Consider the following 16,216-nt stretch of genomic DNA (forward strand, 5'->3'; position numbering starts at 1 on the left):
CTAAGGTGAGACCCTGTGAGCGTGCTGGTGATCACCGGAACCGGGACAGAGGTCGGCAAGACCGCCGTCACCGCGGGCATCGCGGCGCTGGCCAGGACAGAGGGCAGACGGGTCGCGGTGCTCAAGCCCGCCCAGACCGGCCTGCTGCCCGGCGAGCCGGGCGACGTGGCGGAGGTGGCGCGGCTGGCGGGCGACGTGACGACCCGTGAGCTGGCCAGATATCCCGACCCGCTGGCGCCGGCCACCGCGGCCAGACGCGCGGGCATGCCCGCCGTGCACCCGAAGGACGTCGCGGCCGAGGTCACCGCGCTCGACGAGACCCACGACCTGGTGCTGGTCGAGGGCGCCGGCGGGCTGCTGGTGCGGTTCGACGAGGGCGGCTCGACGCTGGCGGACATCGCGTGGGCGGTGAACGCGCCGGTCCTGATCGTGGCCCAGGCGGGGCTCGGCACGTTGAACACGACCGCGCTGACCGCCGAGGCGTTGCAGCGGCGCGGCATCGAGTCGATCGGTGTCGTGGTCGGCAGCTGGCCGCTGCACCCCGATCTCGCGTCGCTGACGAACCTGGCCGACCTGCCGGAGGCGGCGGGCGCGCCCCTGCTCGGCGCGTTGCCCCAGGGGGTGACGAAGCTCGGTCCGACCGACTTCCTGGCCGTCGCCAGGAGATCGTTCTCACCCTGGTTCGGGGGCGCGTTCGACCCGGAGACGTTCGCCGCTCAATTCGCGGTCCAGTGACCTACGTCGCTGCACGATGAAGGATTCAGTGCGGCATAGTGCACGCCAGGCCACCGGAGGAGGAGAGACCGTGACCGCAGCGCCGGAACAGATCGACGTGCTCGACGAAGCTCGTGAGCAGGTGCTCGAACGAGGCGTCGGGCTCACCGAGGCTCAGGTGCTGAAGGTGCTGGAGCTCCCGGAAGACCGGATCGGCGACCTGCTGGCCCTGGCCCACGAGGTCCGCGAGCGCTGGTGCGGCCCGGAGGTCGAGGTCGAGGGCATCGTGTCGCTCAAGACCGGCGGCTGCCCGGAGGACTGCCACTTCTGCTCGCAGTCCGGCCAGTTCCCCTCGCCCGTGCGTTCGGCGTGGCTGGACATCCCCGGCCTCGTCCGCGCGGCCCGGCAGACCCGCGACACCGGCGCGACCGAGTTCTGCATCGTCGCGGCCGTGCGCGGCCCGGACAAGCGGCTGCTGTCGCAGGTGCGCGACGGCATCAAGGCCATCCGCGAGGACGGCAACGACATCCAGATCGCCTGCTCGCTCGGCATGCTCACGCAGGAGCAGGTCGACGAGCTCGTGGCGATGGGCGTGCACCGCTACAACCACAACCTCGAGACGGCCCGCTCGCACTTCCCGAACGTCGTCACCACGCACTCCTGGGAGGAGCGCTGGGACACGTTGAGGATGATCCGCGACGCCGGCATGGAGGTCTGCTGCGGCGGCATCATCGGCATGGGCGAGTCGTTGCAGCAGCGCGCGGAGTTCGCCGTGCAGCTCGCGGAGCTGGAGCCCGACGAAGTGCCGCTGAACTTCCTCATCCCGAACCCCGGCACGCCGTACGAGAACTACCCGGTCGTCGAGGGCGCCGAGGCGTTGCGCACGGTCGGCGCGTTCCGGCTGGCCCTGCCGCGCACGATCCTGCGGTTCGCCGGTGGCCGCGAGCTGACGTTCGGTGACCTGGGCGCGAAGCAGGGCATGCTCGGCGGCATCAACGCGATCATCGTCGGCAACTACCTCACGAACCTCGGCCGCCCGGCGCAGCAGGACCTCGACATGCTCGACGAGCTGTCGATGCCCATCAAGGCGCTGAGCCAGACCCTGTGATGACGTACTGCTCCTTCTGCGGCAAAGAGGAAGCCGGTGGCGACCACGAGGTCTGCCGCCGGCGCCTGTCGGTGATCGACCCGCCGCGGTACTGCCCGGAGTGCGCGCGCCGGATGGTCGTCCAGGTGACGCCGGACGGCTGGACGGCGCGCTGCAGCCGCCACGGTGAGACTGCTTCGGCCCGGAACTGAGGCTCGGTAGTAACCTCTCGCGAATGGACGAGAACGCCGCGCCGGTGCGCATCGAACCCGTGCCGGAGCCGTACGTCTACCACTACGTCCGGCCTCGGCCGAAGGTCGTGGTGAAGCGGGATCTGCTGCCCGCGCTGGGTGTTCTGCTGACGACGTTCGCGTTCGGGCTGCCCGCCGCGTACGTGTGGTCGTGGCTCGCCCCGGCCCAGCTCAAGATCGTCTCGCCTCAGGACGGCAAGTTCTACCCGATCGGGGTGGAGAGCTACCACCGGCTCGACGCGCTGATGGTGTTCGTGGTCATCGGCCTCGGCGCGGGCGCCGTCACCGGCATGGCGGTGTGGCTGCTGCGCTCGCGGCGCGGGCCCGTGGTGATGCTGGCGATGACCGCGGGATCGTTCGCGGCGGCGTGGTTCGCGCAGTGGCTCGGCGGGTCGCTCGCCGCGGGGAAGTACCCGATGCCGGCGGAGATCAAGCCGAACGACACGCTGCTCGTCGCGCCGTCGCTGGAGACGTGGTGGGGAATCCTGGCGTGGCCGCTGGCCGCCGCGCTGGCCTACGGCTGCTGCACGGCGTGGAACGGCCTCGACGACCTGGGGCGGCGCCTCGGCTGAGTGGTCAGCCGGGGCACCGCCCTCGCGGGACCTACCCCACTCGGTAGGCGAAGTCCGGCATGTCGGTCACGAACATCTGCCCCGGCGCGTGCGTGATCGCGAACGGCGGCTTCGACCTCATCAGCACCGCCTGCGGGGTCACCCCGCACGCCCAGAACACCGGCACGTCACCGGGTTCGTGCTCGACGGCGTCCCCGAAGTCCGGCGTCTCGACGTCGTCGACGCCGAGCATCCTCGGGTCGCCCGCGCCGACCGGTGCGCCGTGCACCGACGGCATGAGCGCCGTGACCTTGTGCGCGATGTCCACGAGGGACTCCGGGATCCACCGCATCGACACGACCATCGGCCCGTGCAGCCGTCCCGCCGGCCGGCACTGGATGTCCGTGACGAACATGGAGACGTTCTTGCCCTGCTCCACGTGCCGCAGCGGCACACCGGCGTTGGTGAGCGCCGTCTCGAACGTGAAGCTGCAGCCGATCAGGAACGTCACCAGGCCGTCGCGCCAGAACTCGGTCGCGTTCTCCGGTTCGGCCGTCAGCTCGCCGTGCTCCCAGACCCGGTAGCGGGGCGCGTGGGTCCGCACGTCCGCGTCCTGCTTGAGCGCGCTGACCGTCTCGCCGGCGTCCAGCACGTCGAGCACCGGGCACGGCTTGGGGTTGCGGTGGGTGAAGAGCAGGAAGTCGTAGGCCCAGTCCTTCGGGACGGCGATCAGGTTCGCCTGGGCCTGGCCCGGCGCTCGGCCCGCTGTCGTCATTCGAGCTCCTTGTTGACCGTCTCCGGCAGCCAGAAGAGCGCGATGACCGCGATCCCGTAGGCAGCCGCCCCGAACAGCATCGCACCGCCGATGCCCAGCCGGTCGGCCATGAACCCGACGAGACCGGGGAACACCGCGCCGAACGCGCGCCCGAAGTTGTAGGTGAAGCCCTGCCCGGTTCCCCTGAGCCGGGTGGGGTAGAGCTCGGACAGGTAGCTGCCGAACCCGCTGAAGATCGCGGACATGCAGAACCCGAGCGGGAAGCCGAGGAACATGACCAACGTGTTGGCGCCGTTGGGGATCTGCGTGTAGGCGACGATCAGCAGCGCGCTGGCGATCGCGAACACCGTGAAGGTCTTCTTGCGCCCCAGGTAGTCCGTGAGGTAGCCGCCGCTGACGTACCCGGTGAACGCGCCGGTGATGAGGAACGCGAGGTACCCGCCGGTGCCGATGATGGTGAGGCCGCGCCCGGTCTGCAGGAACGACGGCAGCCACGTCGCGAGGGTGTAGTACCCGCCCTGGACACCGGTCGCGAGCAGCGCGGCGAACAGCGTGGTCTTGAGGATGCCCGGTGCGAAGATCTTGGGGAACGTGCCGCGTTCCTTGGGCTGCGCCTTGGTTTCCGGTGCGTCGTCGACGTTGCGGCGCACGTAGAAGATGAGGATCGCCGGCAGCGCGCCCGTCCAGAACATGATGCGCCAGCTGATCGCCGGGTCCGCCAGGCTCGCCACCAGCGTGTTGACGACGACCGCGAGTCCCCAGCCGACCGCCCACGCGCTCTGGATGAACGCCACCGTGCGCCCGCGGTACTTCGGCTTGCAGTACTCGGCCACGAGGATCGCCCCGGCCGCCCACTCGCCACCGAAGCCGAGCCCCTGCAACGCGCGGAAGACGAGCAACGTCTCGTAGCTCGTCGCGAACCCGCACAGCACGGTGAAGAACGCGTAGGCAGCGACCGTGATGATCAGCGTCCTCGACCGCCCGAACCGGTCGGCCATGACACCCGCCACCGCGCCGCCGATGGCGCTCATCAGCAGCGTGCTGGTGCCCAGCAGGCCCGCTTCCGCCTTGGTGAGGCCGAAGTAGCCGGTGATCGCGACCAGGCTCAGCGGCAGGACCCAGTAGTCGTAGGAGTCCAGCCCGTAGCCGCCGAACGCGCCGATGAACGCGCGCCGGCCCTTCTGGCCGAGACTGCGGAACCAGGCGAAACGGCCTGTCTCCTCGGTCGTGGTCGTGCTCATGGGACACCTCGCAGCGTGGTGGAGGAGTGTTGGGGTGTGACGGAGACCTCAGAGTAAGGATTGTTCAACAATCCCACAAGGCCACAATTCAACGATCCAACGATTGGAGCTGCGGGCTCGGCTGTTCGGGCAGGAGGGGAAGGCGCTGGCGGGTGGGCGGCAGGCGGCGCGAAGGGGCGCGGGCAGGTGGGGACGGGCGTGCGGGGCTGGGGCGAACCCATGGGAGGTCTGTAGGCGGCGCGCGGGGCGAACCGCGGGAGGGCTGCGGAAGGTGCGCCGGAGGAGCGGCGAGCGGCCGCAGCCAGGTGAAGGCAATGCGAGAAACGGGTCACCGCGGGAGAGGTGGCGGCAGGCCGGGGTCGTGTCTCGTGGCCGGCCGGTGGGACTCGGCGTTCAGGCCGGCCGGCTTCACACCGCGGGTGCGTCGCCTCGGCCGCCCCGCGCACTCCGCGCCTCGGCCCACTCCGCGCCTCGGCCGTCCCGCGCCTCGACCGGCCGCCGACCGCCCTCGTCCGCGCGCCGCCACCCAGGGCGGAGCGCTAGTTCGGGCTCGGCACGTGCCCGAACTCCGTCAACGGCACCGGCACCGCCTTCAACGCGCTCAAGATCCCGGTCTCCCGGTGCAACATCCGCCGGACGAGCCGCAACCGCCGCGCCGGCGACCGTTCCTCCAGCAACCGCTGCCGGTCCTCGACCGGCAACAGGCAGTCGGCCGCCAGCAGGTACGACAGGTCCCCCAGCGACACGTCGTCCGCGGGAGGCGACCAGTCCTCCCGGTGCCAGGCCGCGCCGCAGTACCGCTCGTGCGCCGCCCGCGCCCCGCGTTCCAGCAGCGGCACGACCTCCTGGGCCGCGACGGGCACCTCGACGTCGGACACGTACTCGACCTGCGCCAGCAGGTACGGCGCGGTCGTCGCGTCCACGTCCAGCAGGCGGAACCGGCGCACGCCGCGCGTCACGATGTCGAAGCGGCCCTCCGGCAGCGGGCGGGCGTCCAGCAGGTCGGCGGAGCAGCCGATGTCCTGCAGGGAGTGGACGTTGTCGGCGCCGACCTCCCAGCCCTCCTTGATGCAGACCACGCCGAACGTGCGGCCGAACAGCGAGCCGGTCATCAGGTCGACCACGAGCTGGCGGTAGCGCGGTTCGAAGATGTGCAACGGCAAAGACGCGCCGGGCAGCAGCACGGTGCCCAGCGGGAACAAAGGAAGCGTCTCTGCCACGCGTGCAACGTTACGGGGTGCCACCTCCGCCTGCTGGACGGCCGGATCCCGGCGGTCTCAGCACGGCGAACGGATCGGTCACCTTGATTCCCTTGGCGCTGAACCGGAACAACGCGGCCGGGCGGCCTCCCGACGGGCCCGGGGGAGCGGTCCCACCTGTGGGTTCCAGCAACAACCGGCGCGACAGGACGCGCTGGAGGTTCGTCGCGGACACCCGGTAGCCCAGTGCCGCGGAGTAGTGGTCGCGCAGCAGCGAGATGGTGAACTCCGGTGGCGCCAAAGCGAAGCCGAGGTTCGTGTAGGACAGCTTCGAGCCGAGCCTGTGCCGTGCTCGATCGACGATCGAGGCGTGGTCGAAGGCCATCGGAGGCAGCTTTTCGACGCAGTGCCACGACGTGTCCGAAGGGACCTCCGGATCCACGTCCGAAGGGACCAGTCCGAGGAACGCCGTCGCCACCACGCGGGGTGCCGGAACGCGGTCCGGGGCGCTGAAGACCGCCAGCTGTTCGACGTGTGACAACTGTCGCACGTCGACTTTCTCCGCCAGCTGACGGCGGATGGAGGTCTCCACGTCCTCGTCCACCCGCAGGCCGCCGCCCGGCAGCGACCAGCGGTGAGCATGTGGCTCCCGTGCGCGCTCCCACAGCATGACCTGGAGTGACGCACCTCTCACTCGCAGCACAGCTGCTAGAACTTCATGTCCCACGCCCGCCACCCGGCTGATACTATCGGCGACGTTTTCGACCACTAGGCGAAAACCCCGGATCGAGGAGGCAGTGATGGTCGCTACCGCAGCCGTGGAGCGAACCGCGTCGGGTGTGTACGGCGGAGTCGAGCCGAACGCCGCGTGGCGGGACGAGGTGTTGCGCCTCGCGGAGGAGCGGGACGCCGTCATCCTGGCGCACAACTACCAGCTGCCCGAGATCCAGGACATCGCCCACCACACCGGCGACTCCCTGGCGCTCAGCCGGATCGCCGCGCAGTCCGACGCGCAGACCATCATCTTCTGCGGCGTGCACTTCATGGCCGAGACCGCGAAGATCCTGGCCCCGGAGAAGACGGTGCTGATCCCGGACGAGCGGGCGGGCTGCTCGCTCGCCGACTCGATCACGGGCGCACAGCTGCGCGAGTGGAAGGCGCAGCACCCCGGTGCCGTGGTGGTGTCCTACGTGAACACGACCGCCGAGGTGAAGGCCGAGACGGACATCTGCTGCACGTCGTCGAACGCCGTCGACGTGGTGCGCTCGATCCCCGCCGACCGCGAGGTGCTGTTCTGCCCCGACCAGTTCCTGGGCGCGCACGTCAAGCGCGAGACGGGCCGCGAGAACCTGCACATCTGGGCGGGCGAGTGCCACGTGCACGCCGGCATCAACGGTCCCGAACTGGCCGAGCGCGCCGCCGCGAACCCGGACGCCGACCTGTTCATCCACCCCGAGTGCGGGTGCGCGACCAGCGCGCTCTACCTCAGCGGCGAGGGCATCGTCCCGGCGGAGAAGGTCAAGATCCTCTCGACCGGCGACATGATCACCGCCGCCCGCAGCACGAACGCGCGCAAGGTGCTCGTCGCGACCGAGGTCGGCATGCTGCACCAGCTGCGCAAGGCCGCCCCGGAGATCGACTTCCGCGCCGTCAACGACCGCGCGTCCTGCACCTACATGAAGATGATCACGCCGGCCGCGCTGCTGCGGTGCGTGCGCGAGGGTCTGGACGAGGTGCACGTCGACCTGGAGACCGCCAAGCGCGCCCAGGGCGCCGTGCAGCGCATGATCGAGATCGGCCAGCCCGGCGGCGGTGAGTGATGGCCGCGCGCTGGGAGGCGCGAGCCGACCTGATCGTGGTCGGCACGGGCGTGGCGGGTCTCACCGCCGCGCTGCGGGCTCGTGAGCTGGGACTCCGGGTCCTGGTCGTCACGAAGGCCGCGGGCGACGACGGCAACACGCGCTGGGCGCAGGGCGGCGTCGCGGTCGTCATGGAGGACCAGCACGACCCCGGTGACACGGTCGGCAAGCACGTCGAGGACACGCTGACGGCGGGCGCGGGCCTCTGCGACCCGGCCGCGGTCACCACGATCATCGGCGACGGCCCGCAGGCCGTGGCGCGGCTGCGCGAGCGCGGTGCCGTGTTCGACGCCAAGCCGGACGGCCTGCTCGAACGCACCCGCGAGGGCGGCCACAGCGCGTTCCGCGTCGTGCACGCCGGTGGTGACGCGACCGGTGCCGAGGTCGAACGCGCACTGCTCAAGGCCACTGTGGACGGACGGGTTCCCCTGCTGGAGAACCACGTCGCGGTCGACGCGGTCAAGACGCCGCTCGGCGCGGTCGGCGGACTGCTGGTGCTCGACGGCAACGGCGTGCCCGGCGTGCTCACCGCGCCCGCCGTGCTGCTCGCGACCGGTGGCCTCGGCCAGATGTACCAGGCGACCTCGAACCCGTCCGTCGCGACGGGCGACGGGCTCGCGCTGGCGCTGCGGGCCGGTGCGCTGGCCGCGGACGTCGAGTTCATCCAGTTCCACCCGACCGTCCTCTACACCGGCCGCGGCGCCCGTGGCCGCTGCCCGCTCGTCACCGAAGCCGTGCGCGGCGAGGGTGCCGTGCTGATCGACGCCACCGGCGCCCGTGTCATGAAGGGCGTGCACCCGCTGGAGGACCTGGCCCCGCGCGACGTCGTGGCGGCCGCGATCACCCGGCACATGGCGCTCGAACCCGGTGGCGTCGACGACCACGTCTTCCTGGACGCGACGGCGTTGCACGACATGGCGACGCGCTTCCCGACCGTCTACGCGGCGTGCGTCGCGGCCGGCGTCGACCCGGCCACGGACCCGATCCCGGTCGCCCCGGCGGCGCACTTCGCCTGCGGCGGCGTGGTGTCGTCGGTCGACGGACGCACCGGCGTGACCGGCCTGTACGCGGTCGGCGAGGTCGCTCGCACGGGCCTGCACGGCGCGAACCGCCTGGCGTCCAACAGCTTGCTCGAAGGCCTGGTCTGCGGCACCCGTGCCGCCGAGGCCGTGGCCGCCGACCTGGCGATCGGCCTGATCGCACCGGCCCGCGCGGTGGAGATCTCGTTGCCCACCGCGCCGGTCGCGGACCGCGACCTGCTCCAGCGCGTGATGTCCCGCTACGCCGCGATCGGCCGCGACGCCGAGGGCCTCGCCGTCGTCGGCTCGGTGCTCGACGTGTCCACTGTGGACAAGCAGCTGGAGTCGCGCGAACTGGTCGAGGACGCGGCGCTCACCATGGCCGCCCGCGCCCTGATCGCCGCGGCGCAGGAACGCACCGAGTCGCGCGGCTGCCACGTCCGCACGGACTTCACCGAGCGGTCGCAGGCCTGGCAGCGCAGTCAGCTCGTCCGGCTCACCCCGACCGGTCAGCCCGTGCTGGCCGATCCTGTCCTCGCAGAGGGTGTCGCATGACCGACCGTCTTGAGATCGACTGGGACGACGCGAACCGCGTCATCCAGCTGGCGTTGGAAGAGGACCTCCGCTACGGCCTCGACGCCACGACGCTGGCGACGGTGCCGGAGAAGGCCGTCGCCACCGCCGAGATCACCCCGCGCTCGCCGGGCGTGCTGTGCGGCGTGTCCGTGGCACGCACGGCCTTCCAGCGCTACCTGCCGGAGATCGAGGTCGTCTCCGAGGCCGCCGACGGCGACAAGGCCGTACCGGGCGAGCCCGCCCTGGTGCTGACCGGCCCGACCAGGGGCCTGCTCACCGTCGAACGCACGGCGCTCAACCTGATCTGCCACCTGTCCGGCATCGCCACGCAGACCGCGCGCTGGGTCGACGCGATCGAGGGCACCGGCGCGAAGGTCCGCGACAGCCGCAAGACGTTGCCGGGCCTGCGGTTGCTGCAGAAGTACGCGGTCCGGTGCGGCGGCGGCGTGAACCACCGCATGGGCCTCGGCGACGCGATCCTCATCAAGGACAACCACGTCGCCGCGGCCGGGTCGGTGGGCGCGGCGATCCGCGCGGCCCGTGCGCACGCACCTGACCTGCTGATGGAGGTCGAGGTCGACAGCCTGGAACAGCTCGACGAGGCGATCGCCGAGGGCGCGGAACTGGTGCTGCTGGACAACTTCACGCCGGAGCAGTGCGCGGAGGCGGTGCAGCGCAGCCCGGAGAACGTGCGGCTGGAGGCGTCCGGCGGGCTCACGCTGGACGTGGCCCGCCGGTACGCCGAGACCGGCGTCGACTACCTCGCCGTCGGCGGTCTCACGCACTCCAGCCCGTCACTCGACCTCGGCCTGGACCTTCGCTAGCGGCTGGTACCGCACGAAACCACCCTGACCGACGCCGGGGAAGTTCTGCACCCGGCGCCAGTCGGCGGTGTGCGAGCCGACGCCCTCGCCGTCCGACAGCGCGTGGATGTGATCTTCCGCGCTGCGCCACTCGGCGTAGTTGATCACCTGTTTGCCGTCGTCGCGGATGTGGAAGGCGGCGGAGATGCCACCGGCGGGCGGTTTCGGCTCGCTCGCCAGTGCCACGAACACCGAGTCGATCCACGCCTTCGCGGTGGCCTCGGAGTCGGTGTCGATGGTGACCAGCACCACGCATCCCACGGGCGTGCCCGCGTCGGCCATGCCACCGGTGCGGTACAGGGTGAAGCCGTCGATGTCCTTGCGGCCGTGGACGAACGAGGGCAGTTCGGGAAGTGTCATGGCGACGATCCTGTGGGCTCGACCTAACTGGAGGTCAAGCTCATTCGAAGGAACAGCCCGGGTTCGGTTCGTCGACCGACAACGGCGTGCCGGCCGGGTTGACGTACAGCACCTGCAACACCATCGGCGCCGTGCCGAGGTTGCGCCCGACGTGCACGTGCGCCGGTTCCTCGATCAGCGTGTCACCGCGGTGGTGCACGAACGTCGTGGTGCAGTCGTCCATCGTGCGGGTCAGCACGCCCTGCTTCACCACCGCGTACAGCGTGCCGTCGTGGTGGTGCCAGCCGGTGCTGCCGCCGGGGGCGACGGTGATCTCGCGGACCGTGTAGTCGCGGTCTCCCATCGACCACTTGGCGATCTCGCGCGCTGTCACCCCGCGCGAGGGAGTGGCCGAGGCGACACCGGCGAACAACAGCAGGGCGGCCACCACGGCCGAAACGATGCGCATGGACCTCAACGTAGCCGTCGGTTGGCCAGCACCGGCAGTACCTCGCGCGCCTTTTCCACCGCGGTCAGATCAAGATCGACGACCGATGTCTCCGGCTGGTCCGAGAGCTGCAGGACGACGTTCCCCAACGGGTCCGCGACCGTCGAGTACCCGATCCCGGTCGGCGCCGAAGACCCGAGATCACCGGGGTACGCCTGACCACACGCCACGACGTACGACGTGCAGTCGAGTGCGCGCGCTCGCACCAGCAGCTCCCACTGCTCCTTCTTGCCGGGACCGGCCCCCCACGACGCCCCGAGCAGCACGGCGGACGCACCCTTGTCCGCCAACGCGCGGAACAGCTCCGGGAAGCGCACGTCGTAACAGGTCGCCACGCCCAACGTCACGCCGTCGACCTCGAACGTCACCACGTCCGAACCCGGCGCGACCGTGCGCGACTCCTGGAACCCGAACGCGTCGAACAGGTGAATCTTGTCGTACCCCACATGAACATCGGGTCCGGTCACGAGCAACGTGTTCGTCACGCGGTCACCGGATGGCGTGAACATTCCCGCCACGACCACGACGTCGTGCTGCGCGGCGATCTCGTGCACCGCCGACGCCCACGGCCCGTCCAACGGCTCCGCGACGGGCCCGAGCGGCACGCCGAAGCGGCACATCGTCGCCTCGGGCAGCACCACGACCCGCGCGCCGTCGGCCCTGCGCACCGCGTCGCGGACCAGTTCCAGGTTCGACCTGGGGTCGGTGGTGGAGCTGATCTGACTCACGGCGATGCGCATGGGGATCACTGTAGGGTCCGGACCGTGCGTCGTTCCCCACTGCTCCTCGTCGTGTTGCTGGCCGTCGCGGGCTGCACCGAGACCGCCACACCGCGTCCGGACGGTGGCACGAACGGCACGTCGATCGTGCTGGCCGACCGCGACGAGCCGACGACGCTGAACCCGTTGCTCGGCTACGGCGCGCAGGGCGTGTCGAAGATCTACAACGGTCTCGTCGAGCACCGCCAGGACGGCTCGCTGCGCCCCGATCTCGCCGCCGACCTGCCGGAACCGTCCGCGGACGGCCTGAGCTGGACGGTGAAGCTGCGCGGCGACGTGAAGTTCACCGACGGCAGCGCGTTCGGCGCCGAGGACGTGGTCGCCACCTACACCGCCGCGCTGCGGAGCTCGGTCAAGGACCGGTTCAGCACGCTGAAGTCCGTCGAGCAGGTCGACCCGTCCACCGTCCGCTTCACCCTCACGCAGACGCAGGCCGCGTTCCCGCACCTGCTCGTGCTCGGCGTCCTGCCCAGCGAGCAGGCGAACCCCGACGGGCAGCCGATCGGCACCGGTCCCTACAAGGTGACCGAGTGGCGCAAGGGCGACCGGCTGCTGCTGGAGTCCAACGAGGGCTACTTCGACGGCGCGCCGAAGGTCAAGAAGGTGACGGTCGTCTTCGTCAGCGACGACAACCAGCGCGCCCGCCGCATGCAGGACGGCGAGTTCGACGGCACGGTGCTGCCGCCCAAGATCGCCGAGACGTTCACCGGCAGGTCGGGCCTGGTCGTGCAGTACCACCGCAGCGCCGACTACCGGTCCGTCACGCTGCCCACGGGCAACCCGGTCACCGGCAACGCCGCCGTCCGCCTCGCGCTGAACTACGCCACCAACCGGCAGGGCATGATCGACAGCCTGCTGGAGGGCAAGGGCACCGTCGCGTACACGCCGGTGCCGGACGCGCTGGCCGAGGAGTTCGACCCGACCGCGAAGTTCCGCTTCGACAAGGCCGAGGCGATCCGCCTGCTCGACGGAGCGGGCTGGGCCGCGGGTGCCGACGGCGTCCGGGTCCGCGAGGGCGTCCCCGCCCGCTTCACGCTCATGTACCCGCTGGGCGACGACCTGCGCGCCGACCTCGCCACCGCGTTCGCCGCCGACGCCAGGGCCGTGGGCGTGGACGTGCAACTGGCCGGCCTGTCGTGGGAGGCCATCCGCCCGCGCATGGGCACCGACGCGCTGCTCTACGGCGAGGGCTCGCCGTTCGACCCGGACCTGATGCTCTACGGCCTGCGCGGTCAGGGCAGCCCCGCCGCCGACGCCGCGCTGGAGAACGGCCGCAAGCTCATCGACCCCGCCCAGCGCGCCGTGGCGTACAAGCTCTTCCAGCAGGCGTTCGTCGGGGCGCCGTCGATGGTGGTCCTGGTCTTCCCGGAGCACGCGTACGTGCTGCGCGACTCGTGGACCGGCTACGCGCCCGTGGTCGACCCGAACTCCTACGGCGCGCTCGCCTGGGGTCCGTGGTGGAACCTGGACAAGTGGGAGCCCAAGTAGCTCGTCACGTGGTTCGGGCGTTGATGTCCCGGACGGCCTGCTGAGGGTCGTCCGCCCAGAACTCGACCCGCTCGACCCGTTGGACGCCCGTCTTGCCGAGGTTGACGAGCTGCGGCTCGTGGAACGGCACCGACACGTTGGTCTTGGTCAGCGACTGGATGACGAGCGCGTCCCCGATCACCTCGACGCTGCGCTGCCCCTTGTGCGACCGCTCGGCGACCTGCGCCGCGCCCAGGTCCTCGGTCGGGATGCGCCAGTCGAAGAACCCGAGCTGCCGCAGCCGCAGCTCGTCGGCGGAGATCGTGTGCGGCTGCTTGTGCAGGACGTACAGCGCGCCCACGCACACGACCGCGTTCAGCACGCCGAGCACGCTCAGGGTGATCAGCAGCCACGGGATGTCCAGCGCGAACGCGACCAGGGCGATCCCGACCGCCGTGATGATCAGGAACCGCCAGTAGCGCGGCCGCATGCGCTTGCCGTAGGGGATCTCCACCATGGCGACCAGCCTATTTCGTGGCAGAGTGCCGTCCGTGAGCGACCTGATCTTCCTGGACAGCGCCGGTTCGTCGATCCCGCCCGCCGAGGTCGTGGACGAGGTCGTCGGGCACCTCCGCCGTGAGACCGAGATCGGTGGGTACCGCGCCGCCGCCGAACGCCACGACGACCTCGAAGCCGGCTACGGCGTGCTGGCCGAGCTGTTCGGCTGCGAGCCGTCGGAGGTCGCCTTCACCGACAGCGCGACCCGCTCGTGGCTCACCGCGTTCGACGCCGTCCCGCTCGCGAAGGGCGACCGCGTCCTCGTCACGGAGGTCGAGTACGGCGGCAACGCCGTGCCGATGCTGCGCCGCGCGGAGGAGACCGGTGCGACGATCGAGGTCATCCCGTCCGACCGGCACGGCCAGGTCGACGTCGGCGCGCTCGACCTGGACGACCGGGTCAAGCTGATCTCGCTGGTGCACGTCCCGACCAACGGCGGCCTGGTCAACCCGGTCAACGAGGTGACCGCCAAGGCCCGTGAGGTGGGAGCGTTGGTGCTGCTCGACGCCTGCCAGTCCACGGGTCAGCTCGACCTCAGTGCCGTCGACTACGACATGCTCGTCTGCACCGGCCGCAAGTGGCTGCGGGGGCCTCGCGGAACGGGCGCGCTGGTCGTCCGCGACGAAGTCCGCAGGCGGTTGCGGCCGCGGTTGATGGACCACAGCGCCGCCGAGTGGACCGACGTGGACCGGTTCGAGCCGCGGGACGACGCGCGGGTGTTCGAGCTGTGGGAGTTCAGCGTCGCGGACCGGCTCGGCCTGATCGCCGCCGCCAAGCACGCCCTCGCGAAGGGCCTGGACGTGATCGAGGCCGAGGTGGGGGAACGCGCCCGGCGCTTGCGCGAGGGTCTCGCGAGCCTGCCCGGCATCACGGTCCACGACCTGGGCGAACGGCGGTCCGGCATCGTCACGTTCACGAGCGACCGGGTGCCGCCCGTGGAGCTGAAGGACCGGCTGTGGAACGAGAACGTCGCCGTCACGGTCTCGCAGCTCGAGTCGACCAGGATCGACATGACCCGCAGGGGCCTGGACGAGGTAGTGCGGGCCTCCCCGCACTACTTCGTCACCCTCGACGAGGTCGACCAGGCCCTGGAGAGGGTCAGCAGGACACGCTGATGACCCGCTTCACGCAGTCCGAGTAGCCGACGAACAGGTCGACGGCCCTGTCGTTGCGCGACGTCTGCGCCGCGATGACGGTGTCCCGCGGGTAGAAGCTGTTGAGGCCACCGCTCGTCGGGTACATCTCGAACGTGTACGACCAGATCTTGTGAGTGCCCCACATCCAGTCGTCGATGCTGCCGTCGGTGATGTACAGGTCGCTCGCCTGCTCCGGCGTGTAGCCGTTGGTGGCGGCCATCTGCTGGCCGAGCGTGCGGAACGCGCGTTCCTCCGTCGCGTCCAGGCCCGGCGCGGTGTTCGCGGTGGTGTAGCCGAACGGCCACAGCACGAGCTCCGAGAACGAGTGGAAGTCGATGTTCGTCTTGATCTGCTGGACGCCACCGACGACGCGGGAGTTCACGAAGTTCTTGACGACGTTGGTCTCCGGCGCCGAGAACGCCGCCGTGCCGCGGTAGGTGTCGCTCGTCGAGCTGCCGCTGGAACCGCCGCAGCAGCCCCACTGGTAGCCCCAGTTGCGGTTGAGGTCGGTGCCGTTGCCCTGGCGGTTCTTGCGCCAGCCGCGGAACGACCCGGTCGCGATGTCGTACTCGACGCCGTCCGGGTTCACCATCGGGACGAACCAGACCTCACGGCTGTCCACCAGGCTCTTGATGGCCGAGTTCGAGTAGTTGTCGGTGTAGCGCTTGATGATCTGCAGGCACTGCTCGACCGTGATGTGCTCGCGGGCGTGCTGGTTGCAGGTGAACAGCACCTCCGGCTCGTTCTCGTCGGTCGCGACGTTGTCACTGACCTTGAGCGCCCAGATGTCCCGGTTCTGGTAGCTCTTGCCGATGCTGCGCAGGCTCGCGAGCGTCGGGTGGTCGGTGACGGTCTGCTGCAGCTCCGCGGTCATCTCCGCGTAGTTGTGGTAGCCGGTGTAGCCGGACGGGAAGTCCTGCGTGCCGACCTCGCCGGGCTTGGGGTCCGTGAAGTCCACCTTGCCGAGGCTCTTGAGCTGCTGCTCGAAGTCGCCGAGGTACTTGATCGGCAGACCGGTCGCCTTCAACGCCTGGTACTGCGACTTGTCCGCGACCACGGACACGGTCTTGAGCTCGGTCGCGCCGAGCACGTCGACGCCGGTGCGGGCGACCTGCGTGCGTTCTGCGGACGTGTTCGCCGTGACTTCCAGCAGATAACGGCCGGAGTCGGCGGTGCTGGGCGACGCCATGCCCGCCACCAGCACGGGCAGGCAGACGGCGAGCACTGCGGCGATCTTGCCGCGGCTCTTGCTGAACATCGTTCCTCCATCATCAGCAGGGGTTTGCGACGGAGT

Annotated in this window: 18 protein-coding genes; 9 read left to right on the forward strand and 9 right to left on the reverse strand. The window is 70.4% G+C overall.

The annotated features are described in order from the left end of the window. Window positions 1-15 precede the first annotated feature (15 nt). The 4 genes from bioD to ACFWV3_RS11120 all read left to right on the forward strand — a co-directional run bounded on the left by bioD (window position 16) and on the right by ACFWV3_RS11120 (window position 2,624). Window positions 16-735 (forward strand): dethiobiotin synthase, encoded by a 720-nt coding sequence (gene bioD, locus ACFWV3_RS11105; RefSeq protein WP_382410716.1) that lies wholly within the window; start codon window positions 16-18, stop codon window positions 733-735. Between the two features lie 70 nt (window positions 736-805). After that, on the forward strand, window positions 806-1,822 hold the full coding sequence (bioB, locus tag ACFWV3_RS11110; protein WP_382410718.1) for a biotin synthase BioB: 1,017 nt from the start codon (window positions 806-808) through the stop codon (window positions 1,820-1,822). Then, window positions 1,822-2,013, forward strand: coding sequence for a hypothetical protein (locus ACFWV3_RS11115; RefSeq protein WP_382410720.1), 192 nt, complete (start codon window positions 1,822-1,824; stop codon window positions 2,011-2,013). The genes bioB and ACFWV3_RS11115 overlap by 1 nt, the downstream gene beginning before the upstream one ends. 23 nt (window positions 2,014-2,036) lie before the next feature. Further along, window positions 2,037-2,624: a DUF2567 domain-containing protein gene (locus ACFWV3_RS11120; RefSeq protein WP_382410722.1), complete on the forward strand. Its 588-nt coding sequence runs from the start codon at window positions 2,037-2,039 to the stop codon at window positions 2,622-2,624. A gap of 31 nt (window positions 2,625-2,655) precedes the next feature. Here ACFWV3_RS11120 and ACFWV3_RS11125 read toward each other — a convergent pair whose 3' ends face one another. The 4 genes from ACFWV3_RS11125 to ACFWV3_RS11140 all read right to left on the reverse strand — a co-directional run bounded on the left by ACFWV3_RS11125 (window position 2,656) and on the right by ACFWV3_RS11140 (window position 6,518). Further along, the gene (locus tag ACFWV3_RS11125) at window positions 2,656-3,378 is read right to left on the reverse strand and encodes a putative hydro-lyase (protein ID WP_382410724.1); all 723 of its coding nucleotides are present in this window, start codon (window positions 3,376-3,378) and stop codon (window positions 2,656-2,658) included. Then, the gene (locus ACFWV3_RS11130) at window positions 3,375-4,619 is read right to left on the reverse strand and encodes an MFS transporter (protein ID WP_382410726.1); all 1,245 of its coding nucleotides are present in this window, start codon (window positions 4,617-4,619) and stop codon (window positions 3,375-3,377) included. The genes ACFWV3_RS11125 and ACFWV3_RS11130 overlap by 4 nt, the downstream gene beginning before the upstream one ends. Window positions 4,620-5,158: 539 nt before the next feature. Continuing rightward, entirely contained in the window at window positions 5,159-5,839 is a 681-nt protein-coding gene (locus ACFWV3_RS11135; protein WP_382410728.1) for an LON peptidase substrate-binding domain-containing protein, read from the reverse strand. A gap of 10 nt (window positions 5,840-5,849) precedes the next feature. Continuing rightward, a complete protein-coding gene (locus ACFWV3_RS11140) occupies window positions 5,850-6,518 on the reverse strand; it encodes an NUDIX domain-containing protein (RefSeq protein ID WP_382411326.1) in 669 nt (222 codons plus the stop codon). Between the two features lie 100 nt (window positions 6,519-6,618). Between ACFWV3_RS11140 and nadA the strand changes: the two genes are divergently transcribed. The 3 genes from nadA to nadC are packed head-to-tail and all read left to right on the forward strand — an operon-like array spanning window position 6,619 to window position 10,096. Next, the gene (gene nadA / locus ACFWV3_RS11145; protein ID WP_382410730.1) at window positions 6,619-7,638 is read left to right on the forward strand and encodes a quinolinate synthase NadA; all 1,020 of its coding nucleotides are present in this window, start codon (window positions 6,619-6,621) and stop codon (window positions 7,636-7,638) included. Continuing rightward, complete coding sequence (locus tag ACFWV3_RS11150; RefSeq protein WP_382410732.1) at window positions 7,638-9,251, forward strand: L-aspartate oxidase; 1,614 nt, start codon at window positions 7,638-7,640, stop codon at window positions 9,249-9,251. The genes nadA and ACFWV3_RS11150 overlap by 1 nt, the downstream gene beginning before the upstream one ends. Further along, complete coding sequence (gene nadC, locus ACFWV3_RS11155) at window positions 9,248-10,096, forward strand: carboxylating nicotinate-nucleotide diphosphorylase (protein ID WP_382410734.1); 849 nt, start codon at window positions 9,248-9,250, stop codon at window positions 10,094-10,096. The genes ACFWV3_RS11150 and nadC overlap by 4 nt, the downstream gene beginning before the upstream one ends. Here the strand turns inward: nadC and ACFWV3_RS11160 are convergent. From ACFWV3_RS11160 to ACFWV3_RS11170, 3 genes are read right to left on the reverse strand one after another with little or no spacing between them, the layout of a single operon-like run. Further along, the gene (locus tag ACFWV3_RS11160; protein WP_382410736.1) at window positions 10,067-10,495 is read right to left on the reverse strand and encodes a hypothetical protein; all 429 of its coding nucleotides are present in this window, start codon (window positions 10,493-10,495) and stop codon (window positions 10,067-10,069) included. The two genes, nadC and ACFWV3_RS11160, sit on opposite strands and share 30 nt — an antisense overlap. Before the next feature lie 40 nt (window positions 10,496-10,535). Beyond that, complete coding sequence (locus ACFWV3_RS11165) at window positions 10,536-10,943, reverse strand: cupin domain-containing protein (protein WP_382410738.1); 408 nt, start codon at window positions 10,941-10,943, stop codon at window positions 10,536-10,538. 5 nt (window positions 10,944-10,948) lie between these two features. After that, window positions 10,949-11,722 (reverse strand): carbon-nitrogen hydrolase family protein, encoded by a 774-nt coding sequence (locus ACFWV3_RS11170; protein ID WP_382410740.1) that lies wholly within the window; start codon window positions 11,720-11,722, stop codon window positions 10,949-10,951. Window positions 11,723-11,746: 24 nt separating this feature from the next. On the opposite strand from ACFWV3_RS11170, the gene ACFWV3_RS11175 reads away from it, so the two are divergent. Next, a complete protein-coding gene (locus ACFWV3_RS11175; protein ID WP_382410742.1) occupies window positions 11,747-13,249 on the forward strand; it encodes an ABC transporter substrate-binding protein in 1,503 nt (500 codons plus the stop codon). Window positions 13,250-13,253: 4 nt separating this feature from the next. Here the strand turns inward: ACFWV3_RS11175 and ACFWV3_RS11180 are convergent, their stop codons facing one another. After that, window positions 13,254-13,745 carry a hypothetical protein gene (locus ACFWV3_RS11180; RefSeq protein WP_382410744.1) on the reverse strand — a complete coding sequence of 164 codons (492 nt, stop codon included), beginning with the start codon at window positions 13,743-13,745 and terminating at the stop codon, window positions 13,254-13,256. A 34-nt stretch (window positions 13,746-13,779) separates the two neighbouring features. On the opposite strand from ACFWV3_RS11180, the gene ACFWV3_RS11185 reads away from it, so the two are divergent. Continuing rightward, window positions 13,780-14,901 carry an aminotransferase class V-fold PLP-dependent enzyme gene (locus tag ACFWV3_RS11185; protein WP_382410746.1) on the forward strand — a complete coding sequence of 374 codons (1,122 nt, stop codon included), beginning with the start codon at window positions 13,780-13,782 and terminating at the stop codon, window positions 14,899-14,901. Here the strand turns inward: ACFWV3_RS11185 and ACFWV3_RS11190 are convergent. After that, complete coding sequence (locus ACFWV3_RS11190; RefSeq protein WP_382410748.1) at window positions 14,885-16,180, reverse strand: M14 family metallopeptidase; 1,296 nt, start codon at window positions 16,178-16,180, stop codon at window positions 14,885-14,887. The genes ACFWV3_RS11185 and ACFWV3_RS11190 overlap by 17 nt on opposite strands. Window positions 16,181-16,216: the final 36 nt, after the last annotated feature.

Origin of the sequence: Lentzea sp. NPDC059081 (genome assembly GCF_042738015.1) — a bacterium.
In the GTDB taxonomy this organism is placed as follows: domain Bacteria; phylum Actinomycetota; class Actinomycetes; order Mycobacteriales; family Pseudonocardiaceae; genus Lentzea.

Bases quoted from the DNA above. Each gene is read 5' to 3' on its own strand.
- ACFWV3_RS11160 (WP_382410736.1), bottom strand. From the start codon at position 10,495: ATGACACTTCCCGAACTGCCCTCGTTCGTCCACGGCCGCAAGGACATC.
- ACFWV3_RS11125 (WP_382410724.1), bottom strand. From the start codon at position 3,378: ATGACGACAGCGGGCCGAGCGCCGGGCCAGGCCCAGGCGAACCTGATC.
- ACFWV3_RS11130 (WP_382410726.1), bottom strand. From the start codon at position 4,619: ATGAGCACGACCACGACCGAGGAGACAGGCCGTTTCGCCTGGTTCCGC.
- ACFWV3_RS11170 (WP_382410740.1), bottom strand. From the start codon at position 11,722: ATGCGCATCGCCGTGAGTCAGATCAGCTCCACCACCGACCCCAGGTCG.
- ACFWV3_RS11165 (WP_382410738.1), bottom strand. From the start codon at position 10,943: ATGCGCATCGTTTCGGCCGTGGTGGCCGCCCTGCTGTTGTTCGCCGGT.
- ACFWV3_RS11180 (WP_382410744.1), bottom strand. From the start codon at position 13,745: ATGGTGGAGATCCCCTACGGCAAGCGCATGCGGCCGCGCTACTGGCGG.
- ACFWV3_RS11115 (WP_382410720.1), top strand. From the start codon at position 1,822: ATGACGTACTGCTCCTTCTGCGGCAAAGAGGAAGCCGGTGGCGACCAC.
- nadA (WP_382410730.1), top strand. From the start codon at position 6,619: ATGGTCGCTACCGCAGCCGTGGAGCGAACCGCGTCGGGTGTGTACGGC.
- ACFWV3_RS11120 (WP_382410722.1), top strand. From the start codon at position 2,037: ATGGACGAGAACGCCGCGCCGGTGCGCATCGAACCCGTGCCGGAGCCG.
- ACFWV3_RS11150 (WP_382410732.1), top strand. From the start codon at position 7,638: ATGGCCGCGCGCTGGGAGGCGCGAGCCGACCTGATCGTGGTCGGCACG.
- nadC (WP_382410734.1), top strand. From the start codon at position 9,248: ATGACCGACCGTCTTGAGATCGACTGGGACGACGCGAACCGCGTCATC.
- ACFWV3_RS11190 (WP_382410748.1), bottom strand. From the start codon at position 16,180: ATGTTCAGCAAGAGCCGCGGCAAGATCGCCGCAGTGCTCGCCGTCTGC.